This window comes from Microbacterium sp. 18062, assembly GCF_902706225.1.
GTDB lineage: Bacteria > Actinomycetota > Actinomycetes > Actinomycetales > Microbacteriaceae > Microbacterium.
The window spans coordinates 37,698-54,011 of the sequence record NZ_CACSKB010000007.1 but is presented as its reverse complement, the minus strand read 5'-3'; the positions used below and the strand labels follow the sequence as shown (position 1 = coordinate 54,011).

At 72.1% G+C, this 16,314-nt stretch carries 15 protein-coding genes; 6 read left to right on the top strand and 9 right to left on the bottom strand.

Annotated elements, in window-relative coordinates:
- Positions 1-7: 7 nt before the first annotated feature.
- On the bottom strand, positions 8-1,063 hold the full coding sequence (locus tag GVL03_RS04315) for an ABC transporter substrate-binding protein (RefSeq protein WP_159499758.1): 1,056 nt from the start codon (positions 1,061-1,063) through the stop codon (positions 8-10).
- Positions 1,064-1,228: 165 nt separating this feature from the next.
- On the opposite strand from GVL03_RS04315, the gene GVL03_RS04310 reads away from it, so the two are divergent.
- Complete coding sequence (locus tag GVL03_RS04310; protein ID WP_159499757.1) at positions 1,229-1,882, top strand: GntR family transcriptional regulator; 654 nt, start codon at positions 1,229-1,231, stop codon at positions 1,880-1,882.
- Positions 1,883-1,934: 52 nt separating this feature from the next.
- Here the strand turns inward: GVL03_RS04310 and GVL03_RS04305 are convergent, their stop codons facing one another.
- The gene (locus GVL03_RS04305) at positions 1,935-3,098 is read right to left on the bottom strand and encodes a MalY/PatB family protein (RefSeq protein ID WP_159499756.1); all 1,164 of its coding nucleotides are present in this window, start codon (positions 3,096-3,098) and stop codon (positions 1,935-1,937) included.
- 158 nt (positions 3,099-3,256) lie between these two features.
- A complete protein-coding gene (locus tag GVL03_RS04300) occupies positions 3,257-3,553 on the bottom strand; it encodes a hypothetical protein (RefSeq protein WP_159499755.1) in 297 nt (98 codons plus the stop codon).
- Positions 3,554-3,764: 211 nt separating this feature from the next.
- On the opposite strand from GVL03_RS04300, the gene GVL03_RS04295 reads away from it, so the two are divergent.
- The gene (locus tag GVL03_RS04295) at positions 3,765-4,799 is read left to right on the top strand and encodes a TerC family protein (protein ID WP_200847060.1); all 1,035 of its coding nucleotides are present in this window, start codon (positions 3,765-3,767) and stop codon (positions 4,797-4,799) included.
- Between the two features lie 47 nt (positions 4,800-4,846).
- Here GVL03_RS04295 and GVL03_RS04290 read toward each other — a convergent pair whose 3' ends face one another.
- Both GVL03_RS04290 and GVL03_RS04285 read right to left on the bottom strand, forming a co-directional pair.
- Complete coding sequence (locus GVL03_RS04290) at positions 4,847-5,350, bottom strand: gluconokinase (protein ID WP_235038018.1); 504 nt, start codon at positions 5,348-5,350, stop codon at positions 4,847-4,849.
- Between the two features lie 52 nt (positions 5,351-5,402).
- Positions 5,403-5,774, bottom strand: coding sequence for a response regulator transcription factor (locus GVL03_RS04285; protein ID WP_159499753.1), 372 nt, complete (start codon positions 5,772-5,774; stop codon positions 5,403-5,405).
- Positions 5,775-5,847: 73 nt separating this feature from the next.
- Between GVL03_RS04285 and GVL03_RS04280 the strand changes: the two genes are divergently transcribed.
- On the top strand, positions 5,848-7,938 hold the full coding sequence (locus GVL03_RS04280; RefSeq protein ID WP_159499752.1) for an ATP-binding protein: 2,091 nt from the start codon (positions 5,848-5,850) through the stop codon (positions 7,936-7,938).
- Here GVL03_RS04280 and GVL03_RS04275 read toward each other — a convergent pair.
- The 3 genes from GVL03_RS04275 to GVL03_RS04265 all read right to left on the bottom strand — a co-directional run bounded on the left by GVL03_RS04275 (position 7,824) and on the right by GVL03_RS04265 (position 11,994).
- Positions 7,824-9,632 (bottom strand): hypothetical protein, encoded by a 1,809-nt coding sequence (locus tag GVL03_RS04275; protein ID WP_159499751.1) that lies wholly within the window; start codon positions 9,630-9,632, stop codon positions 7,824-7,826. The two genes, GVL03_RS04280 and GVL03_RS04275, sit on opposite strands and share 115 nt — an antisense overlap.
- A 179-nt stretch (positions 9,633-9,811) precedes the next feature.
- Positions 9,812-10,984: a cystathionine gamma-synthase gene (locus tag GVL03_RS04270; protein WP_159499750.1), complete on the bottom strand. Its 1,173-nt coding sequence runs from the start codon at positions 10,982-10,984 to the stop codon at positions 9,812-9,814.
- Complete coding sequence (locus GVL03_RS04265) at positions 10,981-11,994, bottom strand: pyridoxal-phosphate dependent enzyme (protein ID WP_159499749.1); 1,014 nt, start codon at positions 11,992-11,994, stop codon at positions 10,981-10,983. Before GVL03_RS04265 ends, GVL03_RS04270 begins: the two co-directional genes overlap by 4 nt.
- A 381-nt stretch (positions 11,995-12,375) precedes the next feature.
- Between GVL03_RS04265 and GVL03_RS04260 the strand changes: the two genes are divergently transcribed.
- Positions 12,376-13,776: an NtaA/DmoA family FMN-dependent monooxygenase gene (locus GVL03_RS04260; protein ID WP_159499748.1), complete on the top strand. Its 1,401-nt coding sequence runs from the start codon at positions 12,376-12,378 to the stop codon at positions 13,774-13,776.
- Between the two features lie 341 nt (positions 13,777-14,117).
- Here the strand turns inward: GVL03_RS04260 and GVL03_RS04255 are convergent, their stop codons facing one another.
- A complete protein-coding gene (locus GVL03_RS04255) occupies positions 14,118-14,990 on the bottom strand; it encodes a sulfurtransferase (RefSeq protein ID WP_235038017.1) in 873 nt (290 codons plus the stop codon).
- A gap of 315 nt (positions 14,991-15,305) precedes the next feature.
- Between GVL03_RS04255 and GVL03_RS04250 the strand changes: the two genes are divergently transcribed.
- Complete coding sequence (locus GVL03_RS04250) at positions 15,306-15,740, top strand: MarR family winged helix-turn-helix transcriptional regulator (RefSeq protein WP_235038016.1); 435 nt, start codon at positions 15,306-15,308, stop codon at positions 15,738-15,740.
- Positions 15,741-15,801: 61 nt separating this feature from the next.
- Entirely contained in the window at positions 15,802-16,224 is a 423-nt protein-coding gene (locus tag GVL03_RS04245) for an organic hydroperoxide resistance protein (RefSeq protein ID WP_159499746.1), read from the top strand.
- The last annotated feature ends 90 nt before the right edge of the window (positions 16,225-16,314 follow it).

Genomic DNA, 16,314 nt, shown 5'->3' with positions numbered 1-16,314 from the left:
GGGCCCGTCAGCCGAGCAGGTCGTTGCTGAAGTAGGCGTCCCAGTCGGGGGCGTCCGCCTCGGTCACCGTCTCGCCGTCGGCGTCGGTCAGCAGGCCGTTCTCGACGAGGAACCCGCCGAAGCCGGTCCAGATCTCAGCCGAGTTGGTGCCGGCCGGGACCCCCTCGGCGACGAGGTAGCCGCCGTCCGCGAGCAGCTGGGCGCTCGAGAACACGAGGTCCTCGGAGCCGGCGAGCACGTCGCCGTTCGCGTCGATCAGCTCCTGCGCGGCGGCCTGCGGGTTCTCCGCGGCGAACGTGTGGCCGCGCTGCAGGGCCTTCACGAAGGCGGCGGCCGTCCCGGGCTCGGCGTCGAGGTAGGCGTCGCTCGAGACGACCTGGATCGTCTGCTCGGCGGGCAGGCCGTAGTCCGTGTACGAGAACGTCTTGTACGGCTCACCGGCGAGCTCCTGCGCGACGTTCTCCCACGTGACGATCGACGCGGTGACGTCGATCGCGCCGCTCGTGAGCGCTTCGTAGGCGCCGGTGGCGAGGGTGACGTCCTGGATGTCGCCGGTGCCGCCGTCCGCGATGATCGCCTGACGGGCCAGCGCCGAGTAGAGGGGGATGCCGAATCCGCCGTAGACCTTGCCGTCGAGGTCGCGCGGCGAGGCGATGTCGGTGCGGCTGTCGAGGGTGACGAGCGCGCCGGTCTCCTTCTGCGTCACCGCGTACACGGCCGTGACGTCGGTGCCGGCGGTGCGGGCCTGCTGAACGCTCGCCTGGGTCGAGACGCCGAAGTCGGCGGCGCCGCTGGCGACCAGGTCGATCGTCGGCGCGGAGGCGTAGGGCAGGATCTCGACGTCGAGGCCGGCGTCGGCGAAGTATCCCTCCGCCTCGGCGGCGTAGAGGCCGAGGTGGTTCGTGTTGGGGGTCCAGTCGAGCGCGATCGTCACCTTCTGGAGATCCGATCCGGCACCCCCGGTGGGGTCGTCGGAGGGGGCGGGGGCGCACGCGGTGAGCGCCAGGGCGCCGACGGTCAGCAGGACGGCGCCGGCGAGCGCCGGGCGAGGGGAACGGGACATGATGGTGCCTTCTGGATGGTGTCCGCCGGTCGGGAGCCGGCCGGAACGCTAGTCTCGTGCTATGTCGATGTGACGCGTTCAGAGTATGCAGTAGAAGTTTTCTGTATACATAACTGTGTCACAGTTCGTCATCGCCCGCGCCCGCGCCCGCGAGGAGGAGGTCCCATGCCCGCGACACCGCCGTCCACGATCGACGGCGCCCACCGCCCGTACGACGTCATCCGAGCCAGGATCCTCGAGTCCGCCTACCCGCCGGGCACGCTGCTGCGCGAGGTGACGCTCTCGAACGAGCTCGGGCACTCGCGCACCCCGATCCGCGAGGCACTCGCCCGGCTCGAGCACGAGGAGCTGCTCGAGCGCACCCCACGGGGCCTGCGCGTGCGGCAGTTCGGCATCGACGACATCGTCGCCGTCTACGAGTCGTGCCTGATCGTCGAACCCGCGGCCACCCGACTGGCGGCCCTCCGGCGCACTCAGCGCGACGTGCTGGTCCTGCAGCGACTGCTCGAGGACGCCGCCGCCGTGATCGGCGCGGGCGACCCGGTACGACTCATGGACGACTGGCACATCGCCCTCTGGGACGCCTGCCGCAACCCCAGCCTCGTCGCGGTGCTGAACCGGCTCTCCGCCCAGCTGTTCGGGCTGCCGGCGCCGCCTGCATCCGGCGACGCATGGGGGGCGTCGCTCGCGGCGCACCGCGAGATCACGGACGCCGTGGTCGCCCAGGACGCCGAGCGCGCCGAGACGCTCATGCGCGCGCATCTGGAGGCCGGACGCGACGCCGCCCTGCAGGCGCTGCAGTCCGCCGCCGGGGCCTGAGAGGCGGCCGGCCGCGACCCGGACCGCGTCCGCCGGGCGTCCGCCCCACCCGTCAGCCGAGCGAGCGCACGGCGTCGGCCATGCCGCGCACGGCCTCGACCAGCAGCGGACGGGGCAGCGCCAGCACGACGCGGACGAACCCCTCGTAGCCCGCGCCGCACAGCGAGCCGTCGGTGAGGGCGATGCCGCCGCGCTCGCGGAAGAACGCCGCGGGCGAGCCCTCGATGCCGAGCCTCGACGTGTCGATCCACCCGAGGTAGGTCGCCTCGGGCGGCGTGTAGCGCGCCTCGGGCAGCCCGGCCGCGAGCAGCTCGGCCAGCAGATGCCGGTTCCCGTCGAGGTAGTCGTTCGTCTCAGCGAGCCACGCGCGCCCCTCGTCGTAGGCCGCGATGGTCGCCACGACGCCGAGGGTCGCCGCACCGTGCACGACCGCGAAGCCGAAACGGCGGTAGCGCTCCTCGTCGATGGGGTTCGAGGTGATCAGCTGCGCGGCTTTCAGCCCCGGGATGTTCCATGCCTTCGAGGCGCTCGTGCCGGTGATCGTGTGCGAGGCCGCGACCTCCGACACCGACGCGTACGGCACGTGCACGCGACCGTCGTACCGCATCGGCGCATGGATCTCGTCGGCGAACACCCGGCCGCCGTGACGCTCGACGATCGCGGCGACGGCCTCGAGCTCGGTCCGTTCCAGCACCGTGCCGGTGGGGTTGTGCGGATTGCAGAGCACGAGCGTGCGCGCACCGGCCACGAAGGCGGCCTCGATCGCCTCCAGGTCGTGGCGCCACCGGCCCTCGACCACGACGCCGGGCACCTCGACCACCGGGTGGCCGATGCTCGGCAGGTAGGTGAGGAACGGCATGTAGGCGGGCGTCGGCACGATCACGGCGGAACCGGCCGGCGTGTACTCGGTGACGGCCACGCCGAGCGCGGCCATGACGTCGGCGACCGGATGCACCCGATCCGGGTCGATGACCCAGCCCTGGTCGTGCGCCAGCCACGACGCGGTGGCGTCCGCCATCCGAGCGGCGAGCGCGGGCGACAGGTAGCCGAGGCTCTCCTCGTCGACGGCGCGGTGGAGCGCGGCGGAGACCTCCGGAGCGGTGCCGAAGTCCATCTCCGCCACCCACGCGCCGATCGTCCCGGGGTGCAGGCTCCACTTGCGGCTCTCGGGACGGTCGAGCACCTCGCGCGTGCGCGCGTCGTAGGGGTGGGACATGGCACCTGCACTTCGTTCGGGTCGGACGGTGCGGACCGGCTCGCGGCGCCGCATCCGCGCTTCGACGCTATCGCGCGGCGACCGTGAGCGCCGCCCGGCCGTCACCGTGCTTCATGTGCGCCGGCCGCGGAGCCGGCACCGACCCCCTCGCCGCGCGTCTACCGCGCGAGCGCGTCCCAGGCGATCTCCATCGCCCCCGACGGGGCGATACGGGCCGGGAGGACCGTGCCGGCCGCGGGCCAGTGCCGCCGATCGAGCACGACCTCGACGGGAACGGTGGCGGGCTCGAGTCCCGGCCCCTCGACGGCGACCTCGAGCGAGGCCTGTTGAAAGCGTCCGCGCCCAGCGGGCTCGGTGATCGACACGATGCGCACCGCGCCCGGCACCGCCCCCGCCATCGGCGAGCCGGTCAGCCTCTCGATCGACGCGGCGGCGTCATCCACCCATTCCTCCACGCGAGGAGCCTATCGGCCGTGTGGCATCCGGAGCCTCCGACCGCAGGAGTGGTCCGGATGCCGTACCCTGGACGACAGCAAGGGGAGTACTCCCGTCTGCGGTCGGCTCGTCAATACGGATGCACTGATGCATCCCGGGTCGCCGGTCCCGTTCCGGGGCGGAGGAGACCTTGGCGTCATCGTCCACGCCGACCCCCTCTGGAGCACCTCCGTGCAGATCACCCCCCTCATCTGGCTCATCACGATCGCGGTCACGATCGCGTTCTTCGTCTACGAGTTCTTCGCGCACGTGCGCAAGCCCCACGCCCCGACGGTCGGCGAGTCCGCGCGCTGGTCGGCGTTCTACATCGGGCTGGCCCTGCTGTTCGGCGTCGGGATCGGCCTGGTCTCGGGCTGGAGGTACGGCGGCGAGTACTTCGCCGGATACCTCACCGAGAAGGCCCTCTCGATCGACAACCTCTTCGTGTTCCTGATCGTGATGACCGGGTTCGCGGTGCCGAAGGCGTATCAGCAGAAGGTGCTGATGATCGGGATCGTGATCGCATTGATCCTGCGCGGCGGATTCATCGCGGTCGGCGCGACGCTCATCGAGAACCTCTCCTGGATCTTCTACATCTTCGGCGCGCTGCTGCTGTTCCTCGCCTACCGTCAGGCGTTCTCGAACCACGAGTCCGACCCCGCCAACGGCAGGTTCATGGGGTTCGTGCGCCGCATCCTCCCCGTCTCCGACGAGTACAACGAGGACAAGCTGACCGTCAAGAAGGGCGGCAAACGCTTCGTCACCCCGATGCTGCTCACGATCGTCGCGATCGGGTTCATCGACCTGGTCTTCGCCGTCGACTCGATCCCGGCGATCTACGGCCTCACCAATGAGGCGTATATCGTGTTCACCGCGAACGCGTTCGCGCTGATGGGTCTGCGCCAGCTGTTCTTCCTCATCGGCGGACTCCTCGAGCGTCTCGTGTACCTGTCGCAGGGCCTCGCCGTCATCCTGGCGTTCATCGGGGTGAAGCTCGTCTTCCACGCCCTGCACGTGAACGAGCTGCCCTTCGTCAACGGCGGGCAGCACGTGGAATGGGTGCCCGAGATCCCGATCTGGTTCTCGCTGCTGTTCATCGGCGTGACCATCACGATCGCCACCGTCGCGAGCCTGCTGAAGACCCGCGGCGACCGGCAGAAGGGCGATCGCGACACGGTGCAGGGAGAGCCCATCGCGTCCGCCACCGACGAGAGTCCGGAGCGCTGAACACCCGGCTCTGAGCATGCGTCCCCGATGCCCGGGGGTCGTGCAGGTCAGCGCCCGAGCGCCCGGAGCGCCGCGGCGATGACATCGGCGACGGCGTCTCCGGCGTCGACGGCCACGCCCGGCTCGTCCGGGGCGAGCGGCTCGTACGTCGCGTACTGAGAGGTCACGAGCGACGCGGGCATGAAGTGGCCGGGCCGGTGCGTCGCCCGGTCCACGACGCGGGAGGCGTCGGTCTCGAGGGCGACGAAGACCGCCTCCGGAGCCGCCGAGAGGATGGCGACGCGATACCGGCGGGCGAGCGCCGAGCACGCGAGCACCGCCCCCTCGGGCGCGGCGGCGAGCACGGCACCGCACCGCGCGAGCCACGGCATCCGGTCGTCGTCCGTGAGGGGTTCGCCCGAGCGCATCCTCGCCACCGCCTCGGGCGTGTGCAGGTCGTCGGCGTCGAGGAAGGGGATGCCCAGCCGCGCGGCGAGCGCCGCGCCGACCGTCGACTTGCCGACGCCCGAGACGCCCATCACCACGATGCGCGGGGCGGCCGGATCACTCACCCGTCCCACGCTACGCGAGCGGATGCCGGTTCGCGGGGCCCGCTCGGACGCCTCACGGGGTCGCGGCGATCAACGCCTCCACGCGGGCGCCGAGCTCGCGCGGTGAGAACGGCTTGGTCATGTAGTCGTCCACCCCCGCGGAGTAGGCGCGCTCGATGTCGGACTCCCGCGCCCGCGCGGTCAGCATGATGATCTTCATGGCGTCGAACGCACCGTCGGCGCGCAGCCGCTCGCACACCTGGATCCCGCTCAGCCGCGGCATCATCCAGTCGAGGATCACGACGTCCGGGCGCACGGCGTAGGCCGCGCTGACTCCGGCGAGGCCGTCGACCGCGACCGAGACGTCGTGCCCGGATGCGGACAGACGCAGCTGGATGAGACCGGCCACGTCCGCGTCGTCCTCGACGACCAGGATCGTGGCCATGACGGCTCCTTCCCCCGCTGATCCCTCACGCCCGCCGGAACGGGGCGATGCTCGCACACGGTACGTTCACAGTATGGAGCCCGCGACCGCGCTGACAAGCCTCGGCCGGCAGGACTCGCGCCCCTGGGTGCCCGCCTGGTGGGTGTGGGTGCTGGCCGCCGCCGGCATCGGCGGGCTCGCCCTCGGCGGGATCCTGTTCACTCCGTCCGGCGGCAGCGTCGCGGCCTGGTGGCCGGCCGCCGGCCTGTCCGTGTGGTTCGTGCTGGCGAACCCGCCCCGGCGTCGCCCGGCCGCCCTCGCCCTCGTCTTCGTGACCACAGCCCTGGCGAACCTGGCCTTCGGCCGCGAGCTCGCGGTCGTCGTCGGATACGGCCTCGCGAACACGGTCGAACCGGCCCTCATCGCGATGCTGCTGTCGTTCGGCGCACGCCGCTTCGTGCTCGACACGCTGCGCGACGGGCTGCGCTTCCTGCTGTCGGTCGGTGCCGGCGCAGCCGCGATGGCGCTGGTCGTCGGTGCCACCATCGCACTGACCTCGCAGGACGACGTCCTGTCGACCATCGGCTTCGTCGCGGCCTCGCACGCGGCCGCGATCCTGCTGATCGCGCCGTTCGCGGTGCTGCCGCCGCGCATCCCCGAGCGGTTCTCGCGGATGGAGGTGCTCGTGCACACCCTGTTCGTCACGGTGTGCGTCGCCCTCGTGTTCCGCCCCGGCGCGCACCTGCCGCTCACGTTCGTGCCGCTGACGCTCGTGACCTGGACCGCGTTCCGCTTCCCGATGAGGATCACGCTCGTCCAGTCGCTCGCGATGGGCGTCGCCGTGCTCGCACTCACCCTCGCCGGCGGGGGGCCGTTCGCCGCATCCGCCCTCACGCCCGTCGAGATCTCCGGACTGGTCGACGTGTTCCTCATGGCGCTCGCGACCATCACCATCCTGCTCATCACGACCCGCAACGACCTGCGCCGGACGACGCACGCGGCCGCGGCCACCACGCAGCTCGTGACCGGGGGCTTCGTCGACGCGGCGGTCGGCCTCGTCATCGCCGAGGACCACGGCGGCGTATCGACCGTCGCATGGACGAACGGCACCGCTCGCAGCCTGCTGGCGAGGGAGGTGGACGCCGCGGGGCGCTGGTCGGGCGAGATCGAGCGCGGCGCACGCACCGCACTGACCGACGGCGTGGAGACCGTCTACGAGCGGGACGGCACCACCATCCGCCTCGTCGCGAACCGCATCGCGGAGGACGACGAGAGGTTCGCCGTACAGCTGATCGACGTGACGAGCACCGTGCGGATGATGCAGGCCCGCCTCGACGCCGAGACGGAGCGCGACGCCGCGCGCACGGCCCGACTCGACCTCGAGCGGCAGCGTGAGGACTTCGTCGCGACCACCAGCCACGAGCTGCGCACGCCCATCACCAGCATCCTCGGGTACGCCGAGCTGCTCAGCGAGTCCGAGACACTCCCCGCGGCGGAGCGCGGGTGGGTCTCGGTGATCGTGCGCAACGGATCCCGTCTGTCGCAGCTGGTCGAGGACCTGCTGGCACTCGGCCGCGCGCGCGCCGCGCCGATCGGGGAGGACACGGTCCGGACGATCGACGCGCACGAGCTGATCCGCGACGTCGTGCTCACCCAGCGGCCCGCCGCCGATGCGAAGGCGCTCAGGCTGCTCGTCGCGACGCCGGACCGCAGCACGGTGTGCGCGGTGCCGGCCGACATCGTCCGCTCCCTCGGCAACCTCGTGTCGAACGCCATCAAGTTCACCCCCACCGGCGGCACGATCCGCATCCGCGCGGAGAGCGACGACGACCACACGATCATCTCCGTCGCCGACACCGGCCCGGGAATGACCCGCGACGCCCTGACCCACGCGTTCGACCGGTTCTACCGCGCGCCGGAGGCGGAGCGCGCGAGCACACCCGGCGCGGGTCTCGGCCTGTCGATCTCGGTGGAGCTGGCCGAGCGCAACGGCGGAACGATCACGCTCCGCTCGCGCGCCGCGGGGGGACTCACCGCACAGCTGCGACTGCCCCGCGGAGATGTGGCGGCTCAGGCCGATGACGGGGACGCCGCGCCTGCGACCGACGGCGGGCCCGAGGGCGGCGGCGAGACGGACGACGGCACGGCGACCGACGCGTCGAGCACGACGTCGCCGCCGCGCTGATAGACGCGGGCGTCGCCGCCGAGGTTCGCGATGCCGCGCCCGTGGGTGTGCAGACCGCTCGCGAGCACACCGGGCGAGACGACCTCGATGCGCAGCACCGATCTTCCCGCTCTGGCCCCGGGGCCGATCAGGAGCTCCGCCCGACGCGCCCCGGAATGCTTGACCGCGTTCAGGAACCCCTCGCTCGCGATGTCCGAGACGCGCCGCGAGACGTCGTCGTCGGCGAGGGCGCTCTCCGTCCGCGGATCGATGACGCTGGTGATCTCGAGCACGTGCGCCCAGACCGCCAGAGTGTCGCCGAGCTCGTTCGAGGCCTCCACGACGTGCGGCGGCGGGGCGAGCACCGTGTCCAGGGCGCGCTCGATCGTGATCCCGAACTCCCGCGCCTCCTCGGCCGTCGCATCGCGCTCGTCGAGCGCCGCGGCGAAGACGACGCACCGCCCCTGCACATGACCGTGGAGCTGGTCCGCCGCGTCCCGCAACAGCTCCCGCGTCCGCGCCGTGCGCGTCGAGAGGGCGCCGGCCTCGTCGGCCAGCGCGCGGGTGAGCTTTCGCGCCTGCACGATGGACCGGCGGATCGCATCCGCGCTGAGGGCGGTGACGACCGCCGCGCCGGGGAAGGCGATCAGCGGGATGAGCGCGATCATTCCCGAGCTCGGCAGCAGGAGGTGTGCCGCGATCGAGAAGAGGATCCCCACGACGATCCAGGCGATGACCAGCACCGCTCCGCGCACGGCGGGGCGACGCCGGGCGACGCGGCGACTGACGATGTCGGCGGCGGATCCCAGGACGAGCGCGAGCGCCGTGGAGACGAGGACGAGCGGCAACGGGGCGGCCTGCAGCGTGTAGGGCAGGCTCGCCAGGATGTACATGAGCGCGACCGAGAGGACCGGCGGCGGACGCAGTCTCGTGAGGAACGGGCGGGGCGCCGGCTCGGGCGACGCGACGACCGCCGGGGCGTCCGCGACGACGTCGCCGAGTCGGTCGTGCGCGACATCGTCCAGGTCGTGGCTGGCCGCGCGCACCGCCTCCGAGAAGATGCGCACATCGTCGAAGCCGAGGGGCGAGGAGGTCAGCCCCCGCAGCCGCAGCCGCAGCTCGTCGACGGCCGTCTGCAGAGCGACCCGCGCATCTCGGTCGAACGCCTCGGCACGATGCTCGGCGGCGGCGAGGGAGATCAGCGCGGCGCGCAGTCGCACGTTCACGGCCTGCGTCGACCCGTAGCCGACCGTGGCGATCGCCACGAGCGAGAGCAGCAGCGTCCAGACGAGGAGGTTCGTGACGATCCGCTGCGGCCATCCTCCGCCGGTGATGCCGGGGACGAGCAGCTGGCCGATGCTGTCGTTCAGCAGGGGCCGGACCACCGACACCGCGACGAGCGCGGCGACGACGAGCACTCCGCGCGCCGTGGCACTGCGCAGGCGCCGCTCGCCCCACGCGACCGGGAGCATCGCGATCAGCAGCAGCACCCACGAGATCGCCGAGACGCCGATGGCGGGGAAGTACTCGCTGACCCGGTCGATGCGGACATAGGCGCCGAGGATCGTGACGGAGACGACGAAGGAGACCCCAGCCGACCACCACGTGAAGAAGCGCCCGCTCGTGGCGGCGGCCCACCACACGCCGACGATCATGCGCAGCACCTGACGAGGCCGGACGCCCCGCAGGTCCGCGTATGCGCGGAACGGACTCATGCGGTTCCCGACGCGGCGTTCTCCCCGCGCACGACGACCATCTTCGGCTCCCCCGGCTCGCGTTCGGGCACGACCCTCAGGGTGGGAGTCTAGCCATGAACCGCCGGATCGACCCCGATTGACGTCGTTACCGACGACGATCCCGACTCACGCGTCCACGCCGACGGACGAGCGGCGTGCTACAGAGACGCGAGCGCCGCGTCGAGATCGGCGATCAGGTCGTCGGCGTCCTCGATGCCGACCGAGAGCCGGACCACCTCGACCGGGACCGCGAGCTCGGTGCCGCGCACCGAGGCGTGCGTCATCTCGTCGGGGTAGTTCAGGAGCGACTCCACACCGCCGAGGGACTCGGCGAGCGTGAACAGGCTCGTCGACTCGGCGAGGCGCCGGGCGGTGGGGCCGTCCGCGAGCGCGAGCGACACGATGCCCCCGAAGCCGCGCATCTGCCGTGCGGCGATCTCGTGACCGGGGTGGGACTCGAGCCCCGGATAGTAGACCTCGGCGACCCGGTCGTGACCGGCGAGGAAGCGGGCGACCGCATCCGCGTTCTCGCTGTGCCGCTGCATGCGGATGGCGAGGGTCTTGATGCCGCGGGTCGTGAGCCAGGCGTCGAGCGGGCCCGACACGGCGCCGGCGGCGAACTGCAGGAAGCGCACCTTCTCCGCGAGCGCGTCGTCGCTCGTGACGATCGCGCCGCCGACGACGTCGGAGTGCCCGCCGAGGTACTTCGTGGTCGAGTGCACGACGACGTCGGCGCCGAGCGCGAGCGGCTGCTGCAGCGCGGGCGAGGCGAACGTGTTGTCGACGACGACGAGCGCGCCCGCATCGTGACCGAGGCAGGCGAGAGCCGCGATGTCGCTGATCTTCAAGAGCGGGTTCGAGGGCGTCTCGACCCAGAGGATCGTGGCCGGACGCTTCGCGAGAGCGGCGGCGACCGCATCCAGATCGCTCATGTCGACCACGCGCACGCCGACGCCCCAGGGGCCCAGCACCCGCGCGATGAGCCGGTGGGTGCCGCCGTAGACGTCGTTGCCGAGCAGCACCTCGTCGCCCGGCTTCAGCGTCGCGCGCAGCAGGGCGTCCTCGGCGGCGAGGCCGGAGGCGAACGAGAGCCCGTGGGTCGCCCCCTCGATCGCGGCGATCTGCGTCTCCAGCGCCGTGCGGGTCGGGTTGCCGCTGCGGCCGTACTCGTAGCCGTTCCGCAGTCCCCCGATGCCGTCCTGGGCATAGGTCGACGAGAGGTGGATCGGCGGGATGACCGCGCCGGTGGTCGGGTCGAACTGCTGTCCGGCGTGCACGGCGAGGCTGGCGAAGCCGCGGGCGGCGGCGGATGCGGCGGTCGGGTCGGTCATCGTTCTGCTCCTGCGGTGTCGGGGTTCGCCTCGGCGACGATCGGCTCGGTGGGCGCGACGTCGAAGCCGCGTTCCTGCATCCAGGCGTCGTCGAAGACCTTGCTGAGGTAGCCGCGACCGTGGTCGGGCAGCACGACGACGACGACGGCGCTGGAGGGGAGGTCCCGAGCGACGCGGAGCGACGCGACGACGGCCATGCCGCTCGAGCCTCCCACCAGCAGTCCCTCCTCGCGGGCGAGGCGGCGGGTCATCGCGAACGAGTCGGCATCCGACACCCGCTGGTACTCGTCGACGACGGAGGCGTCGAACGTGTCGGGCATGAAGTCCTCGCCCACGCCCTCGACGTGGTAGCCGTGCAACGGGCCGCCGGCGTAGATCGAACCGATCGGGTCGGCGCCGATCACGCGCACGGCGCCCGCGGAGACCTCCTTGAGGTAGCGGCCCGAGCCGCTGATGGTGCCCCCGGTGCCGATGCCGGCGACGAAATGCGTCACCCGGCCGTCGGTGTCGCGCCAGATCTCGGGGCCGGTCGTCTCATAGTGGCCGCGCGGGCCGTTGAGGTTGGCGAACTGGTTGGGCTTGTAGGCACCGGGGATCTCCCGCGCGAGGCGATCGGAGACGCTGTAGTACGAGTTCGGGTCCTCGGGCGGCACGGAGGTCGGCGTGACGACCACCTCGGCCCCGTAGGCCCGCAGCACGGCGACCTTCTCTCCGGCGAACTTGTCGGGCACCACGAACACCATCCGGTACCCGCGCTGCAGGGCGACGAGGGCGAGGCCGACCCCCGTGTTGCCGCTGGTCGGCTCGACGATCGTGCCCCCGGGACGCAGTAGTCCGTCGCGCTCGGCCGCGTCGATGATGCGGGTGGCGATGCGGTCCTTCGCGGACCCGCCGGGGTTGAGGTACTCGACCTTCGCCAGCACCGTGGCGGCGACACCGTCGGTCACGTGGTTCAGGCGGACGAGGGGGGTGTTGCCGACGAGGTCGACGACGCTGTGGGCGTAACGCATGGATGTGGTCCTGATTCGGTGGCCGGGGGCTCAGCCGCCGCGGCATCTGTCGGTGGTCGGAGAGAGAGCGCGCAGAGCACGCACGGGATCACTCAGCGACAACAGCGACAGGTCAGCACGCGACGACCCTACCATCTCCTCGCCGGATGGCGGCATCGGAGACCCACACAGGCGGTGTGCCACCCGCCCCGGGCGCCGTCCCCATCCCTCTGGCATCGGGTGATCCCCTCTGGCGTCGGATGTCCACGACTCGCCGACGGGGCGGGCACGGATCCCGCGTGTCGTGGACGCTCAACGGCACAGAAGGACGCACGACCGGACGGATGCGGGAGAATCCGTACCGAACACGACGCGCGCCGCCCCGCGCCGGCAAGGAGCCCGATGACCGAACCGAAGAAGCTCATCCTCAACCTCTTCGAGATGAACACGGTGAGCCACATCACGCACGGCCTGTGGACCCTGCCCGGCAACAACCGGCACCGCTACGGCGAGCTGTCGTACTGGACGGAGCTCGCCGGCATCCTGGAGGACGGCGGGTTCGACGGCGTGTTCCTCGCCGACGTCGTGGGCGCCTACGACACGTTCCGCGACGGGCCGGAGACGGCCGTCGCCGAGGGCCTGCAGATCCCCTCGAACGACCCGATGCTGGTCGTTCCGGCGATGGCGGCCGTGACGAGGCGCATCGGCTTCGGGATGACCTTCTCGACCAGCTACGAGCCGCCGTTCTCGTTCGCACGGCGCATGTCGACGCTCGATCAGCTCACCGGCGGGCGCGTGGGCTGGAACATCGTGACGTCATACCTGCCGAACGCCGCCCGCAACTTCGGCCTCGCCGACGAGATCCCCCACGACCGTCGCTACGAGATCGCCGACGAGTTCCTCGACGTGGTCTACAAGCTGTGGGAGGGATCCTGGGACGACGACGCGGTGCGCGTGGACCGGGCGGGCGGGGTATACGCCGACCCGGCGAAGGTGCGCTACATCCACCACGTGGGCGAGAGCTTCCGCGTCGCCGGCCCGCACCTGTGCGCGCCCACGCCCCAGCGCACCCCGGTGCTCTTCCAGGCGACCGGCTCCCCCGCCGGCACCGCCTTCGCCGGACGTCACGCCGAGGTCGTCTTCACCGGCGGACGCACCGCCGACGACTTCCGCCGGAACGCGGCGACCATGCGCAACGCCGCGGTCGCGAACGGACGGGACGCCGACGACATCCGCTTCCTCGTGCAGGCGGGCGTGGTCGTCGGGCGCACCGAGGCCGAGGCCGCCGCCAAGTGGCGGCTGTACCAGGAGCGCACGAGTCTCGCCGGCATCCTCGCGCACGCGAGCGTGCCGCTGGACCTGCTCGCCCACCCGGGCGGGATCACCGTGCGGGAGGCGGCGCGGCGCGACGGTCTCGACCCGGATCTGCTCGCGCTCCCCCTCGACCGCACGGTCGCCGAGACCCTCGCCGATTTCCGCCGCGGACGGGAGGAGCGCTACTTCGTGGCGGGCACGCCCGAGGTCGTCGCCGACGAGATCTGCCGGTGGCTCGACGAGGACGGCATCGACGGCATCAACCTGCGCCAGTACCACTCGTTCGACACGGCGCGCGACTTCGCCGAGCTGGTGGTCCCCGAGCTCCGGCGGCGCGGCCGCATCCGCGACGGCGAGCCGGCGACCCTGCGGGAGCGCCTGTTCGGCCGCGGGCCGGCCCTGCCCGAGACACACGTCGCCCGCCGGTACCACGGAGGGGCCAACCTCGACGTGCCGCGCACGCCGCTGCGCTTCTCGCAGCCCGCCTGAGTGCGGAGGGCCCGGATGCCGGGAGCGAGCTTCGAGTCGGCTGCTCCGTCGGCCTGCAGGGTGCTGCGTGCTCCTTCGGGGCGGTGCGTGAGGTGGAACGTGCGGTTCGCCTGTCGCGTCCGGTCGCCGAGGCCGACGGGTCGCGACAGGTGAGCCGGTGGGGCCTTCGCGTCGGGTGAGGCGTGGCGAAGTCCTCCGGGTCCGGGTCGGGTGTCGCCGGGCGAAGCCGGTCGCCGAGCGAGCGCAGCGAGACGAAGCATGAGGACTTCCGGATCAGCGGCCTGAGTCGCTGACGACCAGCGAAGGATGCGAGATCTCCCCTCTCCGGGGAGGCTTTCGCTTCAGTGGGCGAAGACGTCGCCCCAGGGGGTCGGGCCGACCGCGACGGGGCGCCCCCGGGTGCGCGACCAGCGGCTCCACGAGCCGGGGAACACGCGCGCGTCGATGCCGGCGTGCTCGAGGGCGAGCGCGGTGTGGGTCGCGGCGATCCCCGAGCTGCAGTACACGACGATCGGCGCGGAGGGGTCGCCGCCTGCATCCGCCAGCGTGCGACGCACCTGGTCCGGGTCGCGCAGCGTGCCGTCGGGGGCGACGTGCGCGAGGGTCGGGATGTTGACCGCGCCCGGGATGTGCCCCGCGGTCGGATCGGGGGTCGGCACCGCCCCGCGGTAGTGCAGCGGTGAGCGCACGTCGATGAGCACGCCGCTGCGCGGGGCCTGCGCCGTGTCGTCGATCGTGGCCGTGCCGGGGTCGACGTCGTGCAGCACGACGTCCCCGGGCGCGGGGAGCACGTCGCCGCCGTCGAGCAGCTGTCCCGCCTCGATCCAGGCGCGCAGGCCCCCGTCGAGCACACGGATGTCGACGCCTCGACGACGCAGCAGCCACCACGCGCGCGAGGCCGCGACGCCGTCGTTGTCGTCGTAGGCGACGACCAGGTCTCCCCGGTCCACGCCCCACCGGCGTGCCGCCTGCTCGAGCGCGGCGAGTGTCGGGAGGGGGTGGCGCCCCTCCTCCGGATGGCCCGGACGACTCAGCTCCTGCTCGAGGTCGACATAGACGGCGCCCGGCAGGTGGCCGGAGAGATACGCCGGGCGCCCCTCGGGCAGGTCGAGCCGCCACCGCACGTCAAGCAGCCGAACGGTCCGGCCGCGATCGCGCTCGGCCACGATGTCGGCGATGCCGATCACGGGGCTCGGGGCGGGCGCGGAGGTCACCCTTCGAGCCTGCCTCCGCCGCTCGCACGCTGCCAGGACGCCACGACACACCGCGTCACCCGCCGTCATCCTGGGTCACACGCTTCCGTCCCCGCGCTCCCGGCGCTGCCCCCCTGCCCGCTCCCGGCGCTGCCCCTGCCCGCTCCCGGCTCGCCTCGGCTCGAGCCCCCTGGGCCGCGAGACTGCAGCGGGGCGCCGAGACCGTGGGGTTACCCCGCTGTCTCGGCGCCCCCGTGCAGTCTCGCGGTTCGAGAGAGGGAGAGACGGAGAGACGGATAAGTTGTGCGCTATTTGGTTGTGTGCAATGCTTTGGGGATGAGTACCGCACTCGACGAGATGGTGTGCTTCTCGCTCTACACGGCGAGCCGGGCGACGACGCAGGCGTACCGACGCCTGCTCGATCCGTGGGGCCTCACCTACCCGCAGTATCTGGTGCTCGTACAGCTGTGGACCCGCGGCCCCCTCCCCGTGCGAGCCCTCGGCGACGACCTCGCCCTCGACTCGGGCACGCTCTCACCGCTGCTGAAGCGCCTCGAGAACGCCGGCATCGTCACCCGCACGCGCGGCGAGGCCGACGGCCGGGTCGTGACGGTCGCGCTCACCTCGCGCGGCCAGGCCCTCCGTGAAGAGATGGCCGACGTGCCCGCGCAGCTGTTCGCCTGCATGAGCCTGTCGATGGAGTCGGCCCAGGCCCTCCTCGACTCCCTGCACACGCTCACCGCGAGCGTGCAGACCGCCAACGCGTCCTGACCGACGCACCGCGACGAACCCCGAACACCCCCGACAACACCCCTGAAGAAAGGTGACCCCCATGGACGTCCTCTACACCGCCGAGGCCCTCGCGACCGGAGGCGGCCGCAACGGCCACGTCGTCACGCCCGACGGAATCCTCGACATCGACGTGCGCGTGCCGAAGGAGATGGGCGGCGCCGGCGGCGCCCCGAACCCCGAGCTGCTGTTCGCGGCGGGCTACGCGGCCTGCTTCCACAGCGCCCTCCAGTCCGTCGCCCGCGCGCAGAAGGTCGCGATCCACGACACGAGCGTCGGCGCCCGCGTGCAGATCGGCCCGAACGGCGAGGGCGGGTTCCAGCTGGCCGTCGAGCTCGAGGTCGTGATCCCCGAGCTGCCGCAGGACGAGGCGCAGGCACTCGCGGATGCCGCGCACCAGGTGTGCCCGTACTCCAACGCGACCCGCGGCAACATCGAGGTCACGGTGCGCGTCACCGAGGACTGATCCCCGGTTCGCCTGTCGCGTCCGGTCGGTCTCGGCGACCGGACGCGACAGGTGAACTGCGCCTTCCCGCCCCACGGCGCGCCCGAGGGG